24 protein-coding genes and 1 pseudogene are annotated in these 24,847 nt (G+C 41.4%); 18 read left to right on the forward strand and 7 right to left on the reverse strand.

Annotated features, from left to right (window positions below; translation table 11 throughout):
* Window positions 1–155: 155 nt before the first annotated feature.
* Window positions 156–1,370, forward strand: a complete 1,215-nt coding sequence (metK, locus tag QYF49_RS18645) for a methionine adenosyltransferase (protein ID WP_290401111.1) — start codon at window positions 156–158, stop codon at window positions 1,368–1,370.
* Between the two features lie 109 nt (window positions 1,371–1,479).
* On the forward strand, window positions 1,480–2,397 hold the full coding sequence (locus tag QYF49_RS18650; protein WP_290401112.1) for a spermidine synthase: 918 nt from the start codon (window positions 1,480–1,482) through the stop codon (window positions 2,395–2,397).
* Window positions 2,398–2,477: 80 nt separating this feature from the next.
* On the opposite strand, the gene QYF49_RS18655 is transcribed toward QYF49_RS18650, so the two are convergent.
* From QYF49_RS18655 to QYF49_RS18665, 3 genes are all read right to left on the reverse strand, one after another.
* Window positions 2,478–3,467: a spermine/spermidine synthase domain-containing protein gene (locus tag QYF49_RS18655; protein ID WP_290401113.1), complete on the reverse strand. Its 990-nt coding sequence runs from the start codon at window positions 3,465–3,467 to the stop codon at window positions 2,478–2,480.
* Between the two features lie 491 nt (window positions 3,468–3,958).
* Entirely contained in the window at window positions 3,959–4,357 is a 399-nt protein-coding gene (locus tag QYF49_RS18660; protein ID WP_290401114.1) for a hypothetical protein, read from the reverse strand.
* A gap of 1,015 nt (window positions 4,358–5,372) precedes the next feature.
* On the reverse strand, window positions 5,373–5,735 hold the full coding sequence (locus QYF49_RS18665) for a hypothetical protein (protein ID WP_425589604.1): 363 nt from the start codon (window positions 5,733–5,735) through the stop codon (window positions 5,373–5,375).
* A gap of 643 nt (window positions 5,736–6,378) precedes the next feature.
* Between QYF49_RS18665 and abc-f the strand changes: the two genes are divergently transcribed.
* Together abc-f and QYF49_RS18675 are read left to right on the forward strand one after the other, a co-directional pair.
* The gene (abc-f, locus tag QYF49_RS18670; protein WP_290401115.1) at window positions 6,379–8,007 is read left to right on the forward strand and encodes a ribosomal protection-like ABC-F family protein; all 1,629 of its coding nucleotides are present in this window, start codon (window positions 6,379–6,381) and stop codon (window positions 8,005–8,007) included.
* 117 nt (window positions 8,008–8,124) lie between these two features.
* Window positions 8,125–8,670, forward strand: a complete 546-nt coding sequence (locus tag QYF49_RS18675; protein WP_290401116.1) for a GNAT family N-acetyltransferase — start codon at window positions 8,125–8,127, stop codon at window positions 8,668–8,670.
* A 72-nt stretch (window positions 8,671–8,742) separates the two neighbouring features.
* On the opposite strand, the gene QYF49_RS18680 is transcribed toward QYF49_RS18675, so the two are convergent.
* On the reverse strand, window positions 8,743–9,138 hold the full coding sequence (locus QYF49_RS18680; protein ID WP_290401117.1) for a ribosomal maturation YjgA family protein: 396 nt from the start codon (window positions 9,136–9,138) through the stop codon (window positions 8,743–8,745).
* A gap of 70 nt (window positions 9,139–9,208) precedes the next feature.
* Window positions 9,209–10,270, reverse strand: a complete 1,062-nt coding sequence (locus QYF49_RS18685) for a DmpA family aminopeptidase (protein ID WP_290401118.1) — start codon at window positions 10,268–10,270, stop codon at window positions 9,209–9,211.
* Window positions 10,271–10,524: 254 nt separating this feature from the next.
* On the opposite strand from QYF49_RS18685, the gene QYF49_RS18690 reads away from it, so the two are divergent.
* The 7 genes from QYF49_RS18690 (at window position 10,525) to efeB (ending at window position 17,609) form a co-directional block, all read left to right on the forward strand.
* Entirely contained in the window at window positions 10,525–11,151 is a 627-nt protein-coding gene (locus QYF49_RS18690; RefSeq protein WP_290401119.1) for a hypothetical protein, read from the forward strand.
* Window positions 11,152–11,269: 118 nt separating this feature from the next.
* Window positions 11,270–11,716, forward strand: coding sequence for a DinB family protein (locus QYF49_RS18695; RefSeq protein ID WP_290401120.1), 447 nt, complete (start codon window positions 11,270–11,272; stop codon window positions 11,714–11,716).
* 204 nt (window positions 11,717–11,920) lie between these two features.
* On the forward strand, window positions 11,921–12,484 hold the full coding sequence (locus tag QYF49_RS18700) for a GNAT family N-acetyltransferase (RefSeq protein ID WP_290401121.1): 564 nt from the start codon (window positions 11,921–11,923) through the stop codon (window positions 12,482–12,484).
* 186 nt (window positions 12,485–12,670) lie between these two features.
* A complete protein-coding gene (locus QYF49_RS18705; RefSeq protein WP_290401122.1) occupies window positions 12,671–13,513 on the forward strand; it encodes an aldo/keto reductase in 843 nt (280 codons plus the stop codon).
* Between the two features lie 161 nt (window positions 13,514–13,674).
* On the forward strand, window positions 13,675–15,159 hold the full coding sequence (locus QYF49_RS18710) for an FTR1 family iron permease (RefSeq protein WP_290401123.1): 1,485 nt from the start codon (window positions 13,675–13,677) through the stop codon (window positions 15,157–15,159).
* A gap of 2 nt (window positions 15,160–15,161) precedes the next feature.
* Window positions 15,162–16,322, forward strand: a complete 1,161-nt coding sequence (gene efeO / locus QYF49_RS18715) for an iron uptake system protein EfeO (RefSeq protein ID WP_290401124.1) — start codon at window positions 15,162–15,164, stop codon at window positions 16,320–16,322.
* A 9-nt stretch (window positions 16,323–16,331) separates the two neighbouring features.
* Window positions 16,332–17,609 (forward strand): iron uptake transporter deferrochelatase/peroxidase subunit, encoded by a 1,278-nt coding sequence (efeB, locus tag QYF49_RS18720; RefSeq protein WP_290401366.1) that lies wholly within the window; start codon window positions 16,332–16,334, stop codon window positions 17,607–17,609.
* 349 nt (window positions 17,610–17,958) lie between these two features.
* On the opposite strand, the gene QYF49_RS18725 is transcribed toward efeB, so the two are convergent.
* Window positions 17,959–18,540 (reverse strand): LOG family protein, encoded by a 582-nt coding sequence (locus QYF49_RS18725; protein WP_290401125.1) that lies wholly within the window; start codon window positions 18,538–18,540, stop codon window positions 17,959–17,961.
* Window positions 18,541–18,680: 140 nt separating this feature from the next.
* On the opposite strand from QYF49_RS18725, the gene QYF49_RS18730 reads away from it, so the two are divergent.
* The 7 genes and pseudogenes from QYF49_RS18730 (at window position 18,681) to QYF49_RS18760 (ending at window position 24,164) form a co-directional block, all read left to right on the forward strand.
* Window positions 18,681–19,616, forward strand: a complete 936-nt coding sequence (locus QYF49_RS18730) for an aminoglycoside phosphotransferase family protein (protein WP_290401126.1) — start codon at window positions 18,681–18,683, stop codon at window positions 19,614–19,616.
* A gap of 46 nt (window positions 19,617–19,662) precedes the next feature.
* A pseudogene (locus tag QYF49_RS18735) lies at window positions 19,663–20,186 on the forward strand (DUF4937 domain-containing protein).
* Entirely contained in the window at window positions 20,183–20,350 is a 168-nt protein-coding gene (locus tag QYF49_RS18740; protein ID WP_290401127.1) for a hypothetical protein, read from the forward strand. The pseudogene QYF49_RS18735 and the gene QYF49_RS18740 overlap by 4 nt, the downstream one beginning before the upstream one ends.
* A gap of 34 nt (window positions 20,351–20,384) precedes the next feature.
* The gene (locus tag QYF49_RS18745; RefSeq protein WP_290401128.1) at window positions 20,385–20,837 is read left to right on the forward strand and encodes a VOC family protein; all 453 of its coding nucleotides are present in this window, start codon (window positions 20,385–20,387) and stop codon (window positions 20,835–20,837) included.
* Between the two features lie 856 nt (window positions 20,838–21,693).
* Window positions 21,694–22,437, forward strand: coding sequence for an ABC transporter ATP-binding protein (locus QYF49_RS18750; protein ID WP_290401129.1), 744 nt, complete (start codon window positions 21,694–21,696; stop codon window positions 22,435–22,437).
* On the forward strand, window positions 22,415–23,467 hold the full coding sequence (locus QYF49_RS18755) for an ABC transporter permease (RefSeq protein WP_290401130.1): 1,053 nt from the start codon (window positions 22,415–22,417) through the stop codon (window positions 23,465–23,467). The genes QYF49_RS18750 and QYF49_RS18755 overlap by 23 nt, the downstream gene beginning before the upstream one ends.
* Window positions 23,468–23,489: 22 nt before the next feature.
* Window positions 23,490–24,164 carry a TetR/AcrR family transcriptional regulator gene (locus QYF49_RS18760; RefSeq protein WP_354005854.1) on the forward strand — a complete coding sequence of 225 codons (675 nt, stop codon included), beginning with the start codon at window positions 23,490–23,492 and terminating at the stop codon, window positions 24,162–24,164.
* Window positions 24,165–24,225: 61 nt separating this feature from the next.
* Here QYF49_RS18760 and QYF49_RS18765 read toward each other — a convergent pair whose 3' ends face one another.
* Entirely contained in the window at window positions 24,226–24,780 is a 555-nt protein-coding gene (locus tag QYF49_RS18765; protein ID WP_290401131.1) for a helix-turn-helix domain-containing protein, read from the reverse strand.
* Between the last annotated feature and the right edge of the window lie 67 nt (window positions 24,781–24,847).

A 24,847-nucleotide genomic window follows, 5' to 3' on the forward strand; every position in this document is an offset into this window, starting at 1 on the left:
ATTAAACTTGCATAAAATGGAATTTAAATAGATAAGTAAGGGGAGGATGCCCTTCAAACACTCGTGGGGATTAACTAGATTTAAAACGTCTCTCTTTTATGAAGGCGGTGGAAGGTAAGTATAAAAAATTTTTTATTTTGGGGGATTAGAAAGGAATGTATCAAAAACAACGACACTTTTTTACATCAGAATCTGTTACGGAGGGTCATCCTGACAAAATCTGTGATCAAATATCGGATGCGGTATTAGATGCGATTTTTGAAAAGGATCCTTATGCCCGGGTTGCTTGTGAAACGTCTGTTAGTTCTGACTTAGTCGTTTTATTCGGGGAGATCACAACCGACTGCCAGGTCGATTTATTGCAAATCGTACGAGAGACCATTCGAAATATCGGTTATACAAATACCGAACTTGGATTTGATGCTGATACCTGTAAAATTTTAATAGCGCTCAATCAGCAATCTCCAGATATAGCTATGGGAGTGAACCAGGCTCTGGAAGCCCGTGAAGGTTCAATGAACGAGCATGAAACAGAAGCCATTGGTGCCGGTGACCAAGGCATAATGTTTGGTTTTGCATGCAATGAAACTGAAGAACTAATGCCTTTGCCGATTTCTTTATCAAATAAACTGGCTAGACGTTTAACAGAAGTGAGAAAAAATGGAATGATTGGTTATTTGCGCCCGGACGGAAAAGTGCAGGTTACCGTGGAATACGAACATGCTAAACCAGTCCGCATCGATACCATTGTTATTTCTGCACAACATCATCCAGAAGTAAAATTAGAACAAATAAAAAATGATTTGCATAAACATGTAATTAAACACGTAGTACCGCCAGAATTAATTGATGATAACACAAGATATTTTATTAACCCGACTGGCCGTTTTGTCACTGGTGGACCACAGGGGGATGCAGGATTAACAGGACGTAAAATTATTGTTGATACGTATGGTGGATTTTCACGTCATGGAGGAGGTGCTTTTTCGGGAAAAGATCCAACTAAGGTGGATCGTTCAGGAGCCTATTCTGCACGTTATGTGGCTAAAAATATTGTTGCAGCAGGCCTTGCAGAAAAATGTGAAGTTCAACTGGCTTACTCTATTGGGGTAGCTAGCCCTGTTTCAATAACGGTTGAAACTTTTGGTACTGGAAAGATAGAAGAGACAAAAATCGTTGAACTAATACGAAAAAACTTTGACCTTCGCCCAACTGGCATTATTAAAATGCTCAATCTAAGGCAACCCATTTATTTTCAAACGGCTTCCTATGGACACTTTGGCAGAACGGATGTTATATTGCCGTGGGAGAAAACGGATAAGGCAGATATGATAAAAAAAGAGGCGAAGAAAATCATGAAACATGCATGATGATTAAGAACTTAAAACAAAAGTTGATTCCACTGAAGGTCCTGGGATGAATCAATGCCAACAGGCACTTTGCATGGAATTCAGTTTTTTGCAAAAAGGGGAGGTAGTTATGAATCTCTATGGGGATTCGGGGGCCAATTCTATAAGGGGTTACATTAGTGCTGAAGAGGAACCTGCAGGAAGTTATAAAATTCTACGAAAATTTGAAACTCCTACACAGAAGATTGCCCTCGTCGATCATGAAGGGGATCTATTGATTTATAGCAATGGCCACCAGATGTTTGGCACAACAGCTGATGAGGATCTGTTCGCAGAAGCAATGATACACGTCCCCATGGCTGCCGCACGAAGGAGGAAGAGTGTTCTGATCATTGGCGGCGGCGGCGGAATAACGACTCGTGAAGCCCTTCGTTATTCTGATGTGGAGAAAATCAATACTCTTGATGTTGACAAAATAATGATCGATTTCGGTAAAAAATTGAAGCCACTGGTTCAATTTAATAAAGGGTCATTGAATCATCCAAAAGTCGAGACCGTAATTGAAGACGGCAGAAGGTTTGTAAAGAAAAACTCAGAAAAATGGGATGTCATTATTGTTGACCTTCCGGAGCCTAACGAGAAAAATCCTAAGTTATCCCGTCTGTTCAGCAGGGAGTTTTACAGCCTTCTTAAAGAACGTCTAAACCCAGGAGGCGCAATCGGTGTAGCTTGTTCCAATGCAGACTCGACAGCAGAGTACTTATGGAGTATACACGCAACGCTCACAAAAGCAGGTTTCTATGTACTTCCATACCACTATTTCGAGCCGGTAGCCGCAGAGAATTGGCTATTTTGTCTTGCTACAGTATCGACAGTTCAACCAAAAGACTTACGCATGTCAGTTGAGGCAAAATACCTGTCAACTAAAAAGTTAAGAGATATGTTCGACATGCCCTATTATTTTGTCATCTCTAAGGATACAGGCAAAGTCCAAACAGATGACAACACAGTGTTGGTTGAAATTATAAATAATGCGTGGTACAGTTGAACGTCGTTTCGTTCTAAATACGAATCTCCAAACAAAAGCTACCAATTAAACATGGTAGCTTTTTGTGACCATAAGTACGGTTATACAATTTCCCTTTTATAAATTTCATGCAATTGCAGATTATCTAAGGCATTTACAATAGCGGATCGTTGATGGGATAAAGTATTACTTTGGAAATGAAATAAGCTGGCTAAATTTTTAGGAAGTGTCCGACAAGGAACAGGTACTGTTTTTAATTTAGAGGGGAAAGGTTTATTAGATGCTAAATGAAAACCCCAATCACCGAAAGATGGGATAACCGTATGATAGCTTTCTGTATAAAAACCTGTTTTTTCAAGGGTTAACCCAATGCTCCAATATACAACAGGTGTGTCAAAAGGAGAATTGGATTGGCAGACAATCATCCCGTTTTTTGACAAATGGTTTCGTACCATTTGAAACATCTCCAATGAATACAGGCTTGCAAGAAAATCATCTGCAGGGTCTGGAAAATCAATAATCATAAGGTCATACGTCTTCTTGTTCTTTTTTAAAAATTTGCGGGCATCTTTTGCATAGACGTTCACACGTTTATCGAACAATGATCGTTCATTAAGAGCCACAATTTCAGGAACTTGACTAGCTATTTTTAAGATTTCAGAGTCAATGTCAACTAGATCCACATGCTTAACATCTGAATATTTTAATACTTCTCTTAATGCAAGTCCGTCACCGCCCCCTAATATTAGGATGTTATCATGAGATTTTGTAAGTGCCATAGGTACGTGGACAAATGCTTCGTGATAAATTCGCTCATCCAAAGAACTAAATTGTAATTGTTCATCCAAAAACATACGGATGTCACTAGCTTCTAAAACTTGGATATTTTGATACTTGCTTTGCCCTTGATATAATTTTTTGTTTTTAACAGCCAACATTTCTCTAAGACTGATTCTATCCCACAGATCGCCTCGAAAATGTTTTTTATTATCCTTTGGATTCGATTTTTGTTTCAGTTTCTGATTCTTCTTATCATTACTGGTTTGGTGATTTATAAAATGTTGCGACTGCCAAAGCTTTGAATCATTCATCTCCATTCCCCCAACAAATTTAATTAATCTTTGAAATCAATGTCATGACATTCTATTGTGCATTTCAAAAGACGGTTTGTACGAATGTCCAACGATTCATTAAAATGATGAAAATACCTATAAGTTTTAGATGAAGATACTGTCTGAAGAATAGCGGGGTCGAAGCAAATTCGGTGTTTAAATAACAGTGAGGAACACGGTTTTCGCATAGAATAATGGTCTAGTAGGAGGGAACCCTTGGAAAATAATGAACATCATACAATGTATGATTCCTCAATATAGTTTAAAGGTGAATCTTTCAGGAATCGGTTTGATACTTAATGACCCAGCTGCCATTTCAGGCAGCTTTAAATTGAGTTAACGGGCATGTTAGTAGAATAAGAGTTATGTTGAAATTGCTTATGCAATTTCTTCTTCAATCCATCTTTAGCCGTTCACATCAACAAAAGAAGCTCGAGGAATCCTCGGGCTTCTTGTATTGTTTGCAATTTTTAATAGAAGATAATATCTAGTTTTCCGGAAACCTGAGCCTTGGAGATACTATCCCTGACATCAACGTTAAAACGTCCTACTCTCATGTTGGTAAATTTCGCATTTCCACTTTTCAGGGTCTTAAATGCAGTACATGCCTTTGTTTGTGCATTGCATAAGCGGACCTTTAATTTAGATGTGTCGGTAAGTTTTTTGGTCCCATTTACATACAGCGGATGCACAAGATCGATCTTAAGATTGCTGTGTGAATTGGGATTGTAAATGGAGCCATCCCATTTACCATCTTCTGTCTTGAATGCAAATCGAGGGACACTCGCAGAAGCAGTCTTATTCGAAAACGAAAAGGCCGTAACAAAGGCAATGGCAAATACAATTAAAAATGCTGCAATTCTTTTCATTTTTTCCTCTCCCTTCATTCTGTGGCAGTAAAGCTTTGTATAGAGCGGCAGTTAAACAGAATAAGGAATTTGCAGCGATTGTAATTCCTTCTTCAATATACTAACTACATGATTAGTCGTCTTAATAAGAAAGAAGGTTACGTTTAAAAAGACCTATTTGTGGAGTGCTTGACTGAATTTTGAAGCTGTTTATCCCTAGATATAGCGATTTTTTAATTTGCATTTTTCGTTATGGGAGTGCGATTACGCAATCATTCTATCACCCTTAACTGATCAGAAAATTCACTTGCCGGCTGGCATTTTTTCCTATCATCGTAATCGTCAAATCCCCTGGCGAAAGACTTGTTGTCGCAATTTGAAATGTAAAATCTGCTATTACTATATGAGCTCTCGGAGACAACGTGTCAGTGCGTTTTACTATGAATCTATCTAGTGATGCAAGACTATCACCTATATATAAAATAAATTCTGTGAATATGGTATGTATAGCAGGCAGAAACGATGCTGAAAAGGAGAGATGAAATGTGAAGATAGTATTGGCTGCATACTGGTTTATCCCTCATCTCGGAGGGGGTTGGCGCGGAATAACTGGTATATGGATTTAATGGTAGAACGGCTGTTACAGCATTATAAAACTTACGGTCATTAAAAAACCAAAAGGAAAAGGAAACTGATTCATGAAAGTACTTGGGGATTTATATCATTCATTGTTTCATTCCCAGAGGAAACCAACGTGTATGTAGAACACAAGATATGCAATCAAATTAAAGCCAACCTTCCCTAAGACTATAAAATCCCCAGTCTTCGAATAATGGAGTACATAGCGAAGTGCACCAATAATGAAAGCCATAAAGGGGCTGGTAATTATTTAATATAAGAGGATGCGGTTTCACCGATTCCGATATCCGATGCTACTGCTAAAAACTGAATAAATTTTATGTTGCCGCGGCCCCCGATTTTAGTTACAGAAACGGAAAATTTAATACGGACCCAGTGTGCCACTGGGCCCAAGCAATTAAAACCCGCCTTCAAAAGGCTGAAAAGGAATTCGCAATCTTTGTTCCACGACACGCAGCCGTTGGTTTAATCGGTTTAACCGGCGTGAATGGACATCGACAGTGTTTTCTAGCTGGTTAACTTCCCGATTAAGCTGGTTGACCCGGTTTTCCAGCTGATTAACCCGCCTTTCCAGCTGCCTTATCGGAGGCTGTCGATCTGGATCATGCTCCTGCTGATAATAATTATACGTCTGTTGTGAATAAGGGTCGGATGGCTGCTGCTGCACGTATGGTTGATAACTGTATTGCTGCTGCTGAACATATGGTTGATAAGAACCGTATGGATAAATAAATAACCTCTCCTTTTCATAAATTCTCAAAATAAACTCCTGTATAAGATATGTATCCAAGATGGGAGTGGACATATATAAACACCTATTTTTTAAAAAAAGAGGGAGGAATCCAGTTTTTTTTAATGCTGTTTGGTGACAATCCACCTTATTGCAGCGGGTTAAGAGGTAACACTGTAAAACAGGATGACATGAATTTTATGCAGGATAAAAATTTAAAAATGGATACACCCCGGGGATGTATCATACGAAAATAACATTCAGTGCATGTGATCATTTCTTGGTCGTGACGATCAAAGGATTCACAAATTCAGGATGCGGCAGAAATGGCGCAAATGATTCACAGGCTTGGCCGTCAATGTCTGCCCACCGCTAACGGAGATTGCTATTAGGGGCGTTAGACATCTCTGCAAAGAGGTGTTACAATGAAAAGTGATTATAAGCTGAAAGGAATGATGGGTGGACGATGGATAACTAATCTCTTTTTTAGAAATTTGAAATGATATTTCGAATGATACTAATTAAGGATTAGTCTGCCCATTTTCTCACCATATTCCTGCCATCTTTCTGCAATGAAAGATGGGTTATTTCAGTACGGTAAAATGCGACTAATCCTTCCAAATTCATTGGGAGGATTTTTTTTTATCCTCCCACGAAGAGGGGTAGATAATTGATGCAGGAATTAATCTTATTACAAAATGTAAGTGTGGAAATAAAAGAAAACACTATTTTCGAAAATGTAAATACAAACGTACAGCAGGGAGATGTGATCGGGATCATTGGCAAGAATGGTGCTGGGAAATCCACCCTGTTAAAGTTGCTGAACCAGGATGTACCGCCTTCAAAAGGACAGATGATACATCTGCAAAACGATCTTAAAAAGACGATGGTTGAACAAGAAACCGAGTCTTATTCTTTTGAAGAGGTGACTTCTGATGAAGTGGCCTTATTAGAGAAATGGCAAGTTCCAACTCTTGATTTCTCCAAATTGAGCGGGGGGGAAAAATTAAAGGCCCGGCTTTCAAAAGGGCTCTCACAAGAGACAGACATTTTATTGCTGGATGAACCAACAAACCATCTTGATGAGCAAAGCATGAAGATTCTCACAAAACTGATTAAAAGACACAGAGGCACCATTATTCTTGTATCCCATGATCGTTATTTTTTAGATCAAGTGGCAACCAAGATATGGTCGCTTGAAAATAAAACCCTTATAAGCCATAAGGGCAACTATTCCAGTTATATGAAATTGCGTGAACAGAAAAGACTCACACAGCAGCGGGAATTTGAGAAACAGAAAAAAATGGTTGAACGCATTGAAGGCCAAATGAATGAGCTCTCCTCCTGGTCGAAAAAAGCCCATGCACAATCGACGAAAAAAGAAGGGTTTAAAGAATATTTTCGAGTGAAAGCCAAACGCATGGATGCCCAAGTAAAATCCAAACAAAAGCGCCTCGAGAAAGAGATTGAGAAAATGAACGTTGAACCGCTTGAACCAGAATACAAAGTGAGTTTCTACATGAAAGCAAATAACAAAGTGGGAAAACGCTTCTTGGAAGTTAAAAATTTAACTAAATCGTTTAATGGAAGAACGTTGTTTAAAGACGCCAGTTTTACGATACAGCATGGAGAAAAAGTTGCCATTTCTGGTCCGAATGGCAGCGGGAAGACGACTTTTTTAAAAGTCATTCTCGGACAGGAAACGGCTGAAGGAGAGGTATGGGTCTCACCTTCTGCCAAGATCGGCTATTTAACGCAGGAAGTGTTTGATTTACCGCTTGAGCAAACGCCCGCGGAGCTCTTTTATAAAGAAACCTTCGAAGAGAGGGGGCAGGTTCAAAACTTAATGAAGCATCTGGGATTTATGGCTTCTCAATGGTCAGAACCCATTGAACATATGAGCATGGGTGAACGTGTCAAGTGCAAGCTGATGAAGTATATTTTAGAAGATAAAGATGTACTGATCTTAGATGAGCCAACGAACCATCTTGATTTAGCTTCACGTGAACAGCTTGAAGACACGTTAGCTCAATATAATGGTACTTTATTGGTCGTATCGCATGACCGCTACTTCCTGGAAAAAACGGCCAATACCAAGCTTGTCATAGCGAACTCAAGTATCCACAAGCAGTTAGGCGAACCAGCATCCGCAAAAGATGATAAGGAAGAAATTCGTCTGCAGCTTGAAACAGAGAGGCAAGAAGTTTTAGGGAAGCTTAGTTTTATGACTCCCCAGAATAAAGAATATAATGAACTTGATCTTAGGTTTAAGGAGCTTACGAAACGAATAAAAGAGCTTTAAGAATGATACGTTAGGCAATAAATGCAATATAAACGAACGTTTAACCTGAACAAAGGTTTTTTGCCCGGACTGTAGAGTAATTACTTTAGCCATTCTGAAGCAGAAAGGGAGAATCTCATGTTTAATGTGGAGATAAGAAGGCCGTCGATTGAAGATGTTTCACTGCTGCATGAATTTTTCCGAATCGTCATTACTGATACCTTTTCTAAAGAGGGAATCGGAGAGAAGCTGGAAGATTTAAACGAGGAAATAGAGAGGAAGAAAGATTATTTGGAAAATGATTTAAATAGTGAAGGAAAGGATCGCTATTTCCTAATTGCACTTGTAAGGGATCAAATGGTTGGATCCATCGAATTCGGTCCCGCAAGTGAACTTATCCGTTCTTGTACAAAAGGTGCTCTAAAAGAGCTGATGGAGATCGGTACTGTGTTTGTTCATCCTGATTGCCAAGGACAAGGCATAGGCAATCTCTTATTGAGCAGGATGTATGCCACACTTCAGAATAGAGGCATAAACGAATTTTGTTTAGACAGCGGATACCAAAGTGCGCAAAAAATCTGGACAAAGAAATTCGGTGAACCGGATTACCGGCTTCAGGATTATTGGGACAAAGGCTATGACCATATGATATGGAGAGTAGGCTTACAATCTATGAGGGTATAAAAAAGTATAGCTGCAAGAAATTTAATAATAAAAAGAACAGAAAAGGGCGGCGAATCAGCCGCCCTTTTCACTTTATTTTGATAGTGTCATTATATCTAAGACCGCGGCAATCAGGATCCCTGCGGCATATCGAAACAGATCTGCAATAAGAAAACCTTTGCCCAGGATTAATGCTCCGAACAATGTATTTCGAATGTGATTGATCCAGTCAGCCTGAAAAAGCTGGCTGAATTCAATGCCGAAGCTGAACAACAGACTGAGACATATGGCTGTCGGCAGGCCCTTTTGTATGAGCAAAAATCGAAATCCGAAATAGACCATCATGGCCCACAGCACATCCCCGGCATTCTGTGCCGCTAATAGCGGAAGCAGATGGCTCCATTTTCTGGAGGCGAGGCCTGAAAAAATGGTGATAATGATTGCGATACTATAGGCTATCCTTAATTTGCGAGTCTTCAATGGAATCACTCTTTATACTTTTATATATGGCAAATCTGAATATACATGGATAGGATAATAGAAGCAATCATTAAATTTGTTATGAGAGAGCGATGTTAAATTCCTTTAGCAGATCTTTAAACGCCGGCCTTTCATTTCCGCCTCTCCCCACGATATGGGTGGCTGTTACTAAAGAATTTAACACAGCTTCTTCCACTGCTTCTCCAACGGCACGAAAAGCTGTATCCATATCCTCCTCATGAATGGCAGGAATGGTTAAGCAGGTTGAAGGTTTGTCATGGGGGATTTTAGTCGCTGTTGAAAATCCGATGACGATCTCTCCGCTGCCATGCGTGATGATGGAACCTGTCCGTGATAATCCGGCAACCGATCGTTTAATGATACGGTTGAGCTGGCGTTCAGAAACTGGCAGGTCAGTGGCAACGATCACCATGATCGAGCCTTTATCTTTTTCCTCCAATGATTGGAGCAGTGCTTTCAGCTCCTGCCCAATCATCCTGCCGTTTATCATAAGATCACTTAAAATCCCAAAGTTCGACAACACGAGCACGCCGATGGTGTATTCTCCATGATCCAATTGAAATCTTCTGGATGCTGAACCGATTCCGCCTTTCAAGGAATAACAAAGCATGCCCGTTCCTGCTCCGACACTGCCTTCCTCAAATTCAGGTGAAGCGTTATGTATCGCTTCGTGAACATGTTCCTTCTTAACAAATTGTGCCCTCACATCATTGAGCAGCATGTCGTTGCACTCTCCGATAATAGGATTAACCGTTCCCGTCGAACGGCCGATTTCAGGATTATCTTCCAGCATATATTGGATTAAAGCATCTGCTGCTGTTCCGATACTTAAGGTGTTCGTTAAAATGATGGGCGTCTCCAGCACACCCAACTCTTGCATTTGAATGGCACCCATCGTTTTTCCAAAGCCATTGATCACATGGCTTGAAGCAATCAATTTTTCTTTAAACGTATTGCCAGGGTGGGGCAGGATGGCTGTTACTCCTGTTTGCATGTCCTCATCACTAAGGGTTACATGGCCGACTGTTACACCCGCTATATCGGTAATGGCGTTATAGTGACCGGGTTCCAGCCGCCCTATTTTTACCCCGTAATCACGTATCCTTTTTTGGTGGTGCATTGAAAAATCATCTTCTATCTCTTATTAGATTTTCTTTCTTTAGTTTACCATTGTCTTTTCCTTCATTTCAGAAGAAAGAATGCCGGAAATGGATATGTCTGGTAAAATAAAAGGAGAGGTTTAATTAAGGATGAGGAAAACCGGTATTACTGTTAATATTGATCATCGTTGCTCTGTGAGATGTTATCAGACTAAGGAAAAATAGCCAGACGATAAAAAATAAAGAGGCTTAAATTATCGGACGGGGGACATTGATGAAGAACAAGTATGTTGTTCTAGGATTGGTGCTGGTGTGTTTTATTGGGTTTGTATCCTTTTCCACAAATGAAAAAACAGAGAATGTACGAACGGCCACTGATGGCCACCCGGAGCAGACCGATGCTCCAGAAATGGATGTTACGAAAGCGGTTAAAAAAAATGCACTGCTGCTTGACCCTAACGTTTATGCTTTAGTAAAGAAGGATGAAAAAACCTTTTGGCTTAAGCTTACACCCGACATGGATTTGGAAGAGATGACCGATATCGTAAATCATATAGCTTATTTTATATTCTCCAGGGAAGCCTTAAAGGCAGGCATGAATATTAATCGGGAGGAAGTGAAGCGAGAACTCGAAGCCTTGCAGACTGGAGAAAATAAGAAGTATCATGACCGCAGGCTGAAAGATTCCAATTTAACAGAAGAACAGTATTGGTCAGAAATAAAAGAACAGATTGAACGCAGCAACTTAAGTCAGCAATATTTGAAAAAAGAAATTGGAGAGCCTTCAAAAGTAGGCGGAGCCGAATACAAACAGGCTGTAAACCAATTGATTGAAAGGACCTACTTAAAACATCAAAAGGATATCCAGGTCAATTCAATGCTGCTGAAAAATGAGGGTTAAGAAATTGGGATTGATGATATTTCGTATAGTGATAGTGAAGGACTATCGGTGCTTCATGCAGAAAAGGGAAGTAAATCGATCTAGACGCATGGTTTAGAGAAGCAATGGGGGATGTTAAATGAATCAGTTAGTGTCAGAGCTGGAAAAGATCCTCTCTGCAGTACCGAGGAAAATGGAAACTGTTACGGATTTCGAGGATAAACCACTTCCGTCCAAGTGGTCTAAAAAAGAAATTCTTGGACATCTTTGTGATTCAGGGAATGTGAATCACCAGCGTTTTGTTGATATCATCGCTTCAACTGACGTGGTTACATTAAAAGGCTATAATCAGGATTTTTTTGTGGAGATCCATGATTATCAGCATTCTTTTAGCGTCGAAGATATTATTCATCTATGGATTTCAGTCAATAAACAGATCACCGCGCTTCTTGTGAATGTTTCTGAAGAAAAGTGGAAGCTTGATTGTAGAGTAGATGCCCAAACCGTTCAAACGTTAGAGTGGCTCGTAAAGGATTACATTGATCATATGAATCATCATCTCGCACAAATATTGGCAGGGTGTTGAGGAACTGTCCATGTTGAAACGCAAACTTTTAACTCCTTTATATATGACCGTTGGATGAAAATGAGATCCGGACATGTGAAATAAAGGGAATAATCTGTCGTACCGCTAAGCTGCAACTCTCGTCCTCAAGAACTATTTTGGGATGGGAGTTTTTTAACACCCACAACGAATATAAAAAAAATGACAAGACAAAGGGGGATGGCTATGAATCCTTTATTAATGGAAGTTCCGACTCAATTAGAAACGGAAAGACTGATCCTTAGAGCACCCTTGCTGTCTGGGGATGGAGAGGTCGTCAATCAAGCGATAAAAGCATCTCATCAAGAATTAAAAGCCTGGCTGCCATTTGCTCAGACGATTCCGGCTGTAGAAGAAACGGAAATTAATTTGAGAGGGGCACATATCAGCTTTCTGAAAAGAGAAAACTTCCGCTTCCTCATTTTTGACAAGAACACTTTTGATTTTATAGGCACCACCAGTCTGCAGGGGATTGACTGGGAGATACCAAAATGTGAATTAGGATACTGGATGAACACAAAATTCGTCGGACGCGGATATATGACTGAAGCTGTAAAAAAATTAACGGATTTTGGTTTGGAACAGCTGCAGTTTAAAAGAATTCAAATCAGGTGTGAATCGGCAAACATAAGAAGCCGATCGATTCCGGAAAAATTGGGGTTTATCCTGGAGGGAATCCACAAAAACGATGATTTATCAGCAGATGGTTCAAGGCTGACTGACACTTGCGTTTATGCCATAACCAGATGAACGGGACGTAAGGAGGACATGAAGCGGCTGACGTGAATTGCATTTCATATCAAGCTTTACAGGAACCAAAAAGTAATCATAGAACTTATTAGTTCCTACGTCACTTGAAAGTGCGTACTTCTCATTTGAAAATTAATGTTCGATAATAAACTTGTTTGATTTAGCTTAACAAGAGGAGGAAGAATAGTGGCAAATCATTTACAAGATACAACCACTTTGCATAATGGAGTAAAAATGCCCTGGTTCGGGCTTGGGGTATTTAAAGTTGAAGATGGTCCGGAATTGGTGAATGCTGTAAAGTCAGCCATTAAGCACGGTTATAGGAGCATTGACACCGCAGCCATCTATGAAAATGAGGAGGGTGTCGGAACAGGGATCAAAGAAGGGCTTGCCCAAACAGATTTAAAACGGGAAGATCTATTTATTACTTCAAAAGTCTGGAATACGGACTTGGGTTATGAATCCACGCTGGCCGCCTATGAAGAGAGCCTGAGAAAGCTTGGCTTGGAATATCTGGACCTGTATCTTATCCACTGGCCGGTTGAAGGCAAGTATAAAGATGCCTGGAGAGCGCTTGAAACGCTATATCAGGAAGGCCGGGTAAAAGCAATCGGAGTAAGCAATTTTCAAATTCATCATCTTGAGGAATTGATGAAGGATGCGGAGATCAAACCGATGGTCAACCAGGTTGAATACCATCCGCGGTTGAACCAAAAAGCGCTTCAGGAATTTTGTAAAACGCAGGATATCCAGCTCGAAGCCTGGTCACCTTTGATGCAGGGGCAATTGCTGGATCATCCGGTTTTAAAAGAAATAGCAGACCGGCACAACAAGTCTGTGGCTCAGATTATCCTAAGATGGGATCTGCAAAATGGGGTCGTTACCATTCCTAAATCAACGAAGGAGCATCGAATCATCGAGAACTCCCAGGTCTTTAATTTTGAGCTATCGGATTCGGAAATGACTCAGATCGATCAATTAAATCAAAATCTCAGAGTAGGACCAGACCCTGATAACTTTGATTTCTAAAAAAAAGACGCGATTTTATTCGCGTCTTTTTTTCATGCCTTTCATCTTTTGAAAGGAAGAATTTTCTGTCTCATTTTTATATCAAAACTTATTGACAAAGCAGCCAATTGCCATCATCATTAGTAATGATAATTATTATCAATTATGTTGGGGGAATTCAAATGAATAGAAGAAATCTCTCTATTTTTATTTTTGCCTTTTTTTTATTAATAGGTATACCATCTCAGGCAGCAGCGAAGGAAAGCAGCTCCCAGGTCAAGGTGTCTCAGAGCATCCCTTACATAGATGCATCGATTGATGCGGTGAAACAAAAGGATTTCAACCAGGCTGAAACGTCGTTTAACACGTTTAAACAGAAATGGACCCGGGCTGAAGGGGAGGTCCGTAAAGAAAATCTGAGTGGCTACAGCAAGATAAAAACGAAAATGGCAGCTGTTTCTGTAGCAATGTTAAATGAAGATCAGAAGAAATCGGAAGAATCTCTTCAAATGCTAAAAGTGCTGCTTAATCAATATAAAGAAGGACAGATGGCCAATTCATCTGCCAAAACATCTTCGAAACACGTAAGTATCTCTGCGTATTTACTAAAAATTAAAGAAGCGAAACAATCTCTTGATGAAGGGGATCAAGCCCAATCAAAAGCACAGGTTGAGGAGTTGAAATCTCTTTGGCTCAGCGTAGAAGGAAACGTGGTAGGGCAATCCCAAAAAGTATATAACAACTCCGAGCGGAGGCTGGTTCTGCTTGCCTCTTCTGTCAATAACCCGAATGAAAACAAGAAATCCATTCAAATGCTTGATGATATGGAGAAGGACCTGACACCGCTCGCAAATTCTTCATACGGCATGTGGGATGCAGCATTGATTCCGCTGCGTGAAGGCCTTGAAGCATTGCTTGTGATCGGCGCCCTGTTAACTTTTACAAAACGAAGAGAAGAAAGTAAAGGCGGTCTTTATGTCTGGGGCGGAACGATCACAGGAATCGCTGCCAGCTTGGGGGTAGGCTTCCTCGTCAGCTATGTGCTGAGTTCATCTGCTTTCGGCCAGAATAATTTTCTCATTAATGGCTGGTCTGGGGTCATCGCGAGCCTCATGCTGCTGTACGTCAGTTACTGGCTGCACAGAAATACCAATGTGAACCGCTGGAACTCTTTTATGAAGACGAAAACAGAAAAAGCGGTAAGCGGTGGAAAACTTCTCTCACTCGGAATATTGGCGTTCTTGGCCGTTCTCCGTGAAGGAATTGAAACCGTCATCTTCTTGATCGGGATGGCGAATCAGATGTCCTACACCTCTTTGATTACAGGTATCCTTCTCGGGTTTGGAATCCTGGCCGCCATCGGTGTATGCATGCTGAAGCTAAGCGTTCGTCTGCCGCTGAAGCCTTTCTTTATGATTTCAAGTCTGATCGTGTTTTATCTGTGCATAAAATTCATGGGATCCGGCATACACAGCTTGCAGCTCTCAGGCTTCATGCCGTCCACAACAGCTGAATACATTCCTGCCATCCATTCATTTGGCGTGTATCCGTCCTTGTACAGTACGATGCCGCAGCTTATTATCATCAGCATGGCAATCATTGTCATTTTTGCACAGCAGTTAAAGAAGAAAAAAAATAACCATAATCGGCATCAGGAGGCCAGCTAATCATGAAATTATCAAAATCCATTATTCATACTGCACTGACTCTTTCTTTAATCACAGTACCCGTTATTTCGGGTTGCAGCAATGAGGCGGCATCATCCGGTGAACATAAAAAAGCATCATCATCCAAGAAAAATGAACTGAAATCACAAGTAAAAGAAATGCAGGGATCACTCCATCAACTGCAAGACTCTCTTCAAGAAAAGAATGAAGAACAAGTAAAAGAATACGGCAAACGCTTGAATAAGCAATGGTTATCGTATGAGAACAACATCCGCGAAAAGTACCCGCTGCTGTATACGGACACTGAAAAATACTTGCTCCCTTTGTATGCAGAAGTAACAAAAGATAACTATAACAGCAGCAAGGTCCAGCAGTTAAGCGTGGACTTGGACCGTTCCTTAACAAACCTTGAAAAAGCAAAAGAAACTACACAGAAAACGACAGAAGTATTGGATACAGCAGTGAAGAAATATAAAACGTATGTGGACGAACAGACAGAGGCACTGGTCAAATCAACAAAAACTTTTAATGATGCCGTAAGAGCGAACGATACACAAAAAGCGAAAGAGGCTTATGCCGAAGCTCGTGTATACTATGAACGCATCGAACCGATCGCCGAGAGTTTCGGTGATCTTGATCCAAAGATTGACGCTCGCGAGAACGATGTTGAAGGTGAATGGACAGGTTTCCATAGAATTGAAAAAGCCTTATGGAAAGACGGCAGCTTAAAGGATATGAAAAAATACGCCGACCAGCTTGATCAAGATGTGGCGGAGCTGCAGAAAAAGGTTCAGGGTGTAAAATTGAACCCGACTCAGATTGTTGCAGGTTCCATGGAATTGCTGAATGAAGCGGCAATCTCCAAGGTAACGGGAGAAGAAGAACGTTATTCGCACATTGACCTCGTTGACCTCGCGTCCAATGTAGAAGGTTCTCAGGCGGTATACCATGCGGTTCTCCCGGTTCTTAATGAAAAAAATAAAGATTTGGCACAAGATTTGGATACTGAATTTAATAAAATTACAGCCTTGCTTGAAGAGCATAAGAAAAGCGGAGCTTATTTGGATTACAAGAAACTGACCAAGCCTCAGGTGCGTGAGCTGAGCCAGCAGTTGAATACACTATCTGAATCCATGGCCCAAACGGCTGAAATTTTTCAATAGATTAGGAGAATCAACGTGAAGGAAAAAGAAGACCAAACGGTAAAGGAGCAGGAAGAACTTAAAACTTATTCAAGAAGGGACATGCTGAAAATGTCTCTTCTGGCTGGGGCTGGGGTAGCGATCAGTGCGAGCGGCATCGGCGCAGTCACAACCATGACAAATGTCTTTGGGGAGACCACGAAAAAATCAGGGTCATCTGCTGAAAAGGAAAGCGTCCCGTTTTATGGCAAGCATCAGGCTGGCATTGTGACACCTCAGCAAACCTATGCTTACCTTGCTGCCTTCGATTTTACAACGGACTCGAAAAGCGATGTGATCCGGCTGTTGAAGCAATGGACGGTTCTTAGCGAGCACATGAGCCAGGGTAAGACAGAACAGAAATTCAACAATGATTGGCTTCCTCCAAAAGACACCGGTGAGGCTCTCGACCTTCCTCCATCCCGCTTAACGATGACCTTTGGCTTTGGACCTTCTTTTTTCAATACAAAGGGAATCGACCGGTTTGGCGTAAAGAGTAAAGCACCCAAGCATCTAAAGGACATTCCGGCCATGCCGCGGGATAACCTCCAGGACCCATTCATTGGCGGGGATATGTGTGTGCAGGTTTGTGCAGAAGATCAGCAGGTCGCTTTCCACGCCATCCGGAATTTTATTAAAACAGCAGTGGGTAAAGCTGAGATCAGATGGATGCAGTCAGGATTCATTAGTGCCAAGCATGGAAAAACTCCGCGCAATCTCTTCGGTTTCAAGGATGGAACCGCGAATTCCGGGCCAAAGGATACGAAAGCCCATGACCAGATAATCTGGGCAGGAGAAGGTGAGCCAGCGTGGATGAACGGCGGTTCGTATATGGCCTTCCGCAAAATTAAAATGTTTCTGGAAGTCTGGGACCGTTCATCTCTAAAAGATCAGGAGGACACGTTCGGCAGAAAGAAGGAGAGCGGTGCTCCGTACGGCAAGATCAACGAGCATGATAAAGTGAATCCGATGCAAATGCCTCCTGATTCCCATACAGCGATCGCCAAACGTTCAGGACAGCAGATGTACCGCCGGGCCTATTCCTACACGGATGGTGTGGATTCCAAAACGGGATATGTCGATGCGGGCTTAATGTTTATCAGCTATCAAAAAAATCCGGACGAACAATTTGTACCGATGCTTAAAATGATGTCGAAAGCAGACAAGCTGAACGAGTATACGCAGCATATCGGAAGTGCACTATTTGCCGTTCCAAGAGGGATAAAAAAGGGTGAATATATTGGACAGCCTCTTTTAAGCACCTTTTAAGAAAAGAAACAACCCGATCAAAACCAGATGATTGAAGGCAGGTAAACCAAGTGTTTTTCTACTTTTTTCCTATAAGGCGATACGGTCGTGGTTCATCGGTCTAGCAGCGTCAGCCGGGCGCAAGCAAAAACAGGCGGCAGACCTAAAGTGGATCCCCTCACGCTGGAACTGGCACTGAAAATGCATTTTGATGTAGACAGCGCCTGTTCTATACATGAAATCGTACAAAAAACCGGGGTGAGCCTGGCAACATTCTATCGCTATCTAAACAGAAAGCCTGTTCATGGAAGTAACCTTTTAAAAACAGTGCATCATACCGAATTTTTTCGGATGATGCACTGTTTTTTTATTACGTTTGATTTTCAGAGATATATGTTTTTACGCTTGGAGGCTCATAGGTGCTGAATTGAATAAGAAGGTCTTCAGGTGCGGAAGCGGCGAGTGCCATCTCCCGGTACTTTTCCTGCAGAAATCCTTCGGCCGCCATGTGGTTAAACAACGAGATCAGAGGATCAAAATAGTGGTTAATATTTAAAAGACCACAGGGTTTTTGGTGAAGGCCCAACTGCGCCCATGTGAAGATCTCAAAGAACTCCTCCATGGTACCGGGTCCGCCCGGCAAAGCGATAAATCCATCTGACAGTTCGGCCATTTTCGCTTTTCTTTCGTGCATCGAATCAACTACGATCAGTTTAGATAAATTCTTATGGGAAATTTCTCGTTTTTCCAAAAAGTCCGGCATGATTCCCGTCACATGTCCGCCATGCTGCAGAACGGAATCCGCTACCGCGCCCATCACACCAACACTTGCTCCGCCATAAACCAGCCCAATTTTCCGGTCAGCGAGCTCCTTGCCCAACCGGGCAGCTTCTTTTACATAAATATCCGAAACGCCGTTGCTGGAACCGCAGAATACCGCCAAATTTTTCATATGCATCACTCCTCCTTTTATCCAGTTAAAATTATATCAATACTTTCTTAGCAGCTAGTAATTTTATTTTTAAAAGGAGAATCTTATCCCTTCTGACGAATACATGATAAGTAGAAATTAACGGTGGAGGTAGTTAGAGTATGAAATTGGATTGGGTAAGAACCAAAATCCGTTCGCTTTCTGGTGCTGAAAAAGTAGAGCACATTCCAAAGGGATTTTCGGGAGATGAAAAATACGCTGTAACGTTAAACGATGGCAGGGTTGTATTATTACGGCTGGCGGCGATGGAAAAGTATGAGAGGAAGAAATCAGAGTTCCAGCTTTTAAATCATCTCATGCAATATCCCGTTCAATCACCGGAGGCGGTCGAGATCGGGAGACTCGATCAGATGGGCCTTTGTTTTTATGTGCTCTCATACATTGATGGAGAGGATGCGAGTGAGGTATTGCCTCATCTTTCGGAAGAGGAGCAATACCAGATCGGCAAAAGTGCAGGGAAAGACTTGTGGGGCATGCACCAGTATCCTGCACCTGATGAGCTTGAGCCTTGGCATGAAAGAGTGATGAGCAAGTTTTATCGATATTTAGAGGCCTATGAGACGGGTGAGGTCAAAATAAATAACGATGGGAAAATCAAGGCGTTTATCGAGAGGAATAAACACCACTTAAAAAGCCGTCCGAATCGGTTTCAGCATGACGATTTTCATCCCAGCAACCTTGTTGTGAGAGATAAACGATATGCGGGTGTCATTGATTTTAACCGGTTTGACTGGGGAGATCCTTATCATGATTTCTGTAAGGTCGGGTTATTCAGTAAAGAGGTGAGTGTGCCTTTTTGCATCGGACAGATCAATGGCTATTTTAAGAATAAGCTTCCAGAGGACTTTTGGATGATATATGCCCTTTATATGGCCATGAATGTGATGTCTGCCATCGTATGGTCGGTAAGGGAGACGCCGGATCAAGTGGATGAAATGCTGGAACGATTGAACGGAGTGCTGGAAGATCATCAAGATTTTGAAGTTCTTCAACCGAAGTGGTATACAAAACATGCCTCCCCAGTCAATCAGGTGTGAGCCGATGCTGATTAAACGTATTTCATGCAAGGTGATAGAGGGACAGATGGATTCTTTCTATGACTCCCAAAAACAATGGAAATCACTCAGCCGGGTGAACGGGTTTATCGGACAGGTGGGCGGCTGGAGTAAAAGACACCCTCTGACGGCTTCATCTATGCATTTTGGGAAAGCCAAGGAGATTATGATTTTTTTATGGGTGAGATCCATGACCAAATCTTTGTTCAGTCACGGCAGGGAAATACATACTCATCCATCGAAGTGGATATGTTCCAGGAAGAGAAAAGGATTCTTGGATTGGAGAATGATATTTTGGGAGTTTTAAGGAATGCTCAATTTATTCGTGCTGTGGTCCAGCAAGCAGAAGACCCTGTCTGGAATGCAAGCTTGGAAAGAGCGAAAGGAATGCTGGGAATGACATTGGCCTCTTCTCAAAAAGAAAAGGACTGTTTTCTCGTATGGTCAGCCTGGCAGGCAGAGCTGGATGACACAATCAAGCAGCAAGAAGAAACCTTTCGCGTGATAGAAGATTGGCGAGTGTGTTCGGGGGAAATGAGGAGGAAAATATGATTTTCACAACAGGGGTCAGTATTGCCATAGGATTGGTGGTCATATCATCACTTGCCGCTTGGTACAATACCCAAAAGATTTCGAGAGATTTGGCTGATATAAAGGAAAAACTCGAAATATCTGATATTGAAGTGAACAAATCTTCTTTTTTCGATCGCGATTAAGTAAAGCAATAGAAGAGACCAGGAGGTACAGACTATGTTTCCAGGAACGCTTTATGAAACCCACGTCAAAACAAGAAATTTAGAAGCAGCTATGGAGTTCTATGCGAAATTGGGTTTAGATCTCGCTCATATCATTGAAGAGCGGCGTGCCGCGTTTTACTGGTTTGATAAAAAAAATAAGCGAGAACAGATGCTGGGTGTATGGGAGGTGCCGGAAGAAGAATTTCATAGAAGCCACTTTGCCTTCAAGGTATCCTATGACGACATGATCCATGCGAGGGATTGGCTTTTGGAGAGAGGGATAAGCCCAAGGGCAGCTTTTGGGCTTGAACCTACTGAGCCGATGGTTCAGACATGGACGCCAACTGCCAATCTCTACTTCTATGATCCAGACGGCAATTCTTTGGAATTTCTCTGTTTGCTTCCGGAAAAGAACATTAAAGTGGAGCAAGATGTCATGTATTTAAGTGAATGGGAAAAGCTTTAAGAAAATGGGGGGTAACAAGATGAATATAATGTTTAAGACAATAGATACGGTGTTTCTGGAAGGGAAGGATAATGAGTGGTCCATTCAAGGATCTGGCTTGGGGTATGTTATTTTTACGTCTTAGAATTTATGAAAATGATGCGTTTTGTGAGTAATAGTGTCAAAACGGAGAGTAAAGTCTGAATTTCCGTGAGTAAAGGTGATAAAACAGTGAGTAACATCCACATTACCGTGAGTAACTGCATTAAATCGGTGAGTAAATCGTGGCCGCCAGACAGACCGCATGAATATACGCTCACAGTGTTTGCTCAACGTGAACTTTTGCCTTTAAAAAATGGCTTTTTTCTAATTGAACGGTATAAATGCCTGAAACACAATGTTTAGCCGTAGCCACTGTTTCAGGAACCTATTTTAATCAAAGAAAGCAGGAGAGTGTTCGGCCACTCCGCTAACTTCTTTTTGATGGGAGGGCAGGACTGATACAGGAGTCAATGCCAATGCTTCAACGGATTCATTTTTATTTTTTATCCGTATTCTGGTGAATAAGATGTGGCCTGAACGCAGCCGAAGATCTTAACCGGCTTACGAGGTCATGCTCTTTTTGATCACTGTACGGCGCATTATTAAACGCTTGTTTAATGACATCCTCTGGAAATGAACATCTTACATTTCCTCTGTTCGAATAGGCATAGATCTTTCTCTCCTCATATGGTCATTCCGTTTATTAATACATAGTAAGGGACGAGACGTTTTTAAATAAGAAAAGTGAGTAAGCACTCACTTTTTATTGACAGACCGCATAAACATGCTACTATAAAAATGAGTGAGTACTCACTTTTTCAGGAGGAGGCTGGTTATGGACTATAGTGTGGAAATTGAGAGCGTCAGTAAAAGCTTCGGGAAAAAGGCTGTTTTAAAAGAGATCAGCTTAAATATTGAAGAAGGAAAAATTTATGGATTTATTGGCCCATCGGGTTCTGGAAAGACCACTTTAGTAAAATTGATGGTCGGAATGGATGATCCTGATAACGGTACGGTTCATGTATTTAAGGAAAAGGTTCCAAATCTCGGATTGCTGCAGCACATTGGCTATATGGCGCAGTCTGATGCTTTGTATCTGAGCTTAACGGGCAAGGAGAACTTGAAATTTTTCGCGTCCCTTTACAAGATGCCTAAGTCAGAGGCGGCAGAACGGATCGCTTATGCTGCTGATCTCGTACAGCTGACAGCTGATTTAAATAAACGTGTTTCTGCCTATTCCGGTGGTATGAAACGCAGATTATCTCTGGCCATTGCCTTAATCCAGAACCCTAGACTTCTGATATTGGATGAGCCGACCGTGGGGATTGATCCGGAATTGCGGTTAAATATCTGGAATGAATTATTGAGGCTGAAAAATGAGGAAGGAAAAACGATCATCGTAACGACGCATGTGATGGACGAAGCGGAACGGTGTGATTTGATTGCGATGATCAGGGATGGCCGCATATTGGCTAACGGCACACCAGACGAGTTAAAAGAGCTGTATCAAGCTGACAACTTTGATGAAGTCTTTTTAAATGCGGGGAGGAAAAGTCATGAGAACAGCCGCTCTAATTAAACGGATCTTTCAGGAGATGTTCCGTGATAAACGAACGTTAGCCTTATTGTTTATTGCACCCTTGCTGATCTTATCCCTGATGTATCTTTTATTTAACTCAGACAAAGTCCAGCCGAATCTGGGAGTCACAGGTGCGGATCATCAGCTGGTTAAGGCACTGGAAAAAGCCGATATTCATACCGTTCACTATAAGAGAATAACGAACACGGAAAAGACGATAAAAGATGATGATCTTGATGCGGTTTTGCAGTATAAAGATTCTCAATGGAAATTAACCTTGCAAAATGATGATCCGACTGCTGCCAAAGCCCTGCAGATGAAGCTTCATCAAACCGTATCACAATTTCAATCCGCATTGATGAACAACGACAAAGCAGCCCGTCCTATGGAGGACATCAAGACAGGGTACATTTACGGAAATAGAAATACCGACTTTTTTGATGTTCTGAGTCCTACGCTCGTTGGTTTTTTTGTTTTCTTTTTCGTTTTCCTCATTTCGGGTATTGGCCTATTAAAGGAACGGACTTCCGGTACATTGGAACGATTAATGTCTACACCCATTCGCAGATGGGAAATTGTCACGGCCTATCTCGTTGGTTTTGGAACGTTTGCCGTCATACAAACCATAATCGTTGTACTGTATGCGATCAATATTTTGGATATGGTTCTGGCAGGGTCCATTTGGAATGTTATTATCATTAACTTATTATTGGCGCTGGTGGCTTTATCCCTGGGAATCCTTTTGTCATCTTTTGCCGCCTCTGAATTTCAAATGGTTCAATTTATCCCAATCGCGGTTGTTCCGCAGATCTTCTTTTCAGGAATCATCCCCCTTGATGGATTGGCGGATTGGCTTCAAGCTGTGGCTAAAGTGATGCCTCTTTATTATGCGGCAGACGCTCTAAAAGGTATAATGTATAAAGGAATGGAATTAAGCGATATTAGCTGCGATCTTATTGCACTATTGATATTTGCTTCGTTCTTTACAATTCTGAATGTATTTGCATTGAAAAAGTACCGTAAATTATAAAGGTGAACGTTCGAAAGTAGGGATGAAATTGTTTAAAGGCAGTCTCTTGGAGGCGATGGTTGCCCATGCATCAGAAAACAAAAAGCCAACCGACAAACAGCAGAAGATCTTGGAATCGGCGATTAGAATCTTTGCAGAAAAAGGGTATACAAACACCTCGACAAGTGAGATTGCCAAAGCTGCCGGTGTAGCCGAGGGAACCATATTTCGTAAATATGGAACAAAGGATAACTTATTGCTCTCGGTTATCGTTCCTTTTCTAAAGGATTTATTTCCTGCCATTGCCGAGGGTGTGTTTAATGAGGTGATGACAAAAGATATTCTTAGTTTTGAAGACTTTTTAAGGGCTTTTCTAAAAAATCGAATTGATTTCTTTAATGAAAACAAAGAGATCTTTCAGATCGTTGTGAAAGAGATGCTCTATAATACAGAACTTCGGAATGAAATGCTTCCTTTCTTTTTGGAAAACGTCTCCCCTCGGATCGCCAAAATAATCAATGTATTTAAGGAGCGCGGTGAGCTGGCTGATTTTCCAACAAGAACGATTCAAAAAATGGTATTTACCTTTATCGGCGGGTATTTCGTATCAAACTTCGTCTTGCTTCCTGAAAATGGTACTGACAGTGTGGATAAAGAAATTGAAAATATCATCCGCTTTGTAATGAATGGAGTGGGAACAGGAAAGAAGCCTCATTAACAGAGTGTATCAATCGAAGAGAGAATATAGGAGAAGCAGGTTCCAACGGGAGCCTGCTTTTTTAGTTCGGATAATAGATGGTCATGCTCAAACGGGTCAGTGTTTCTCCCGAGTTATGATAGACATGAGGCCTGTCTGCTCTAAACCGGATGGAATCCCCGCTTTTCACAGTATATTCTGTGTTGTTCACCCGTACGGTTAATTCTCCGTCAAAGACCGTTATAAATTCCTCAGTGTCTTCACCATGAGCGTCGGAGCTCAAAAAACCGCCCTTGTCGATCTCGACAGAATACATTTCAAACCGGCGATCATCCTGAAAGGGGAAGTAAGGATATACCCTGTATTTTCCGTGGTCTTCCGTTAAGGCCTGGACTTCGCCTCGCAACACGACTTTCGTATCCGGCTGTGGTTCGTTGATCAGTGAAGTAAACGAGATTTTCAGTCCATTGGCGATTTTCCAGATGGTTGTAATGGTAGGGCTGGATTCTCCTCTTTCGATTTGTCCGATCATGGTTTTGCTTACTCCGGTGAGTTCCGCAACCTTTTCCAAGCTTAATTTTTTGCTTTCCCGAAAGGCTTTTAAATTTTTTGCTATAATCAGGTGGATTTCCTCCATAAATAACCTCCAGACCTATTTACAATATAACGACCGTTCTGTACAATATAGTGAAAATCGTTATAGT

The organism is Fictibacillus terranigra, from assembly GCF_030412265.1.
GTDB lineage: Bacteria > Bacillota > Bacilli > Bacillales > Fictibacillaceae > Fictibacillus_C > Fictibacillus_C terrinigri.

Bases quoted from the DNA above. Each gene is read 5' to 3' on its own strand.
- metK (WP_290401111.1), top strand. From the start codon at position 156: ATGTATCAAAAACAACGACACTTTTTTACATCAGAATCTGTTACGGAG.
- QYF49_RS18650 (WP_290401112.1), top strand. From the start codon at position 1,480: ATGAATCTCTATGGGGATTCGGGGGCCAATTCTATAAGGGGTTACATT.
- QYF49_RS18655 (WP_290401113.1), bottom strand. From the start codon at position 3,467: ATGAATGATTCAAAGCTTTGGCAGTCGCAACATTTTATAAATCACCAA.
- QYF49_RS18660 (WP_290401114.1), bottom strand. From the start codon at position 4,357: ATGAAAAGAATTGCAGCATTTTTAATTGTATTTGCCATTGCCTTTGTT.
- abc-f (WP_290401115.1), top strand. From the start codon at position 6,379: ATGCAGGAATTAATCTTATTACAAAATGTAAGTGTGGAAATAAAAGAA.
- QYF49_RS18675 (WP_290401116.1), top strand. From the start codon at position 8,125: ATGTTTAATGTGGAGATAAGAAGGCCGTCGATTGAAGATGTTTCACTG.
- QYF49_RS18685 (WP_290401118.1), bottom strand. From the start codon at position 10,270: ATGCACCACCAAAAAAGGATACGTGATTACGGGGTAAAAATAGGGCGG.
- QYF49_RS18690 (WP_290401119.1), top strand. From the start codon at position 10,525: ATGAAGAACAAGTATGTTGTTCTAGGATTGGTGCTGGTGTGTTTTATT.
- QYF49_RS18695 (WP_290401120.1), top strand. From the start codon at position 11,270: ATGAATCAGTTAGTGTCAGAGCTGGAAAAGATCCTCTCTGCAGTACCG.
- QYF49_RS18700 (WP_290401121.1), top strand. From the start codon at position 11,921: ATGAATCCTTTATTAATGGAAGTTCCGACTCAATTAGAAACGGAAAGA.
- QYF49_RS18710 (WP_290401123.1), top strand. From the start codon at position 13,675: ATGAATAGAAGAAATCTCTCTATTTTTATTTTTGCCTTTTTTTTATTA.
- efeO (WP_290401124.1), top strand. From the start codon at position 15,162: ATGAAATTATCAAAATCCATTATTCATACTGCACTGACTCTTTCTTTA.
- QYF49_RS18725 (WP_290401125.1), bottom strand. From the start codon at position 18,540: ATGAAAAATTTGGCGGTATTCTGCGGTTCCAGCAACGGCGTTTCGGAT.
- QYF49_RS18730 (WP_290401126.1), top strand. From the start codon at position 18,681: ATGAAATTGGATTGGGTAAGAACCAAAATCCGTTCGCTTTCTGGTGCT.
- QYF49_RS18740 (WP_290401127.1), top strand. From the start codon at position 20,183: ATGATTTTCACAACAGGGGTCAGTATTGCCATAGGATTGGTGGTCATA.
- QYF49_RS18745 (WP_290401128.1), top strand. From the start codon at position 20,385: ATGTTTCCAGGAACGCTTTATGAAACCCACGTCAAAACAAGAAATTTA.
- QYF49_RS18750 (WP_290401129.1), top strand. From the start codon at position 21,694: ATGGACTATAGTGTGGAAATTGAGAGCGTCAGTAAAAGCTTCGGGAAA.
- QYF49_RS18755 (WP_290401130.1), top strand. From the start codon at position 22,415: ATGAGAACAGCCGCTCTAATTAAACGGATCTTTCAGGAGATGTTCCGT.
- QYF49_RS18760 (WP_354005854.1), top strand. From the start codon at position 23,490: ATGAAATTGTTTAAAGGCAGTCTCTTGGAGGCGATGGTTGCCCATGCA.
- QYF49_RS18765 (WP_290401131.1), bottom strand. From the start codon at position 24,780: ATGGAGGAAATCCACCTGATTATAGCAAAAAATTTAAAAGCCTTTCGG.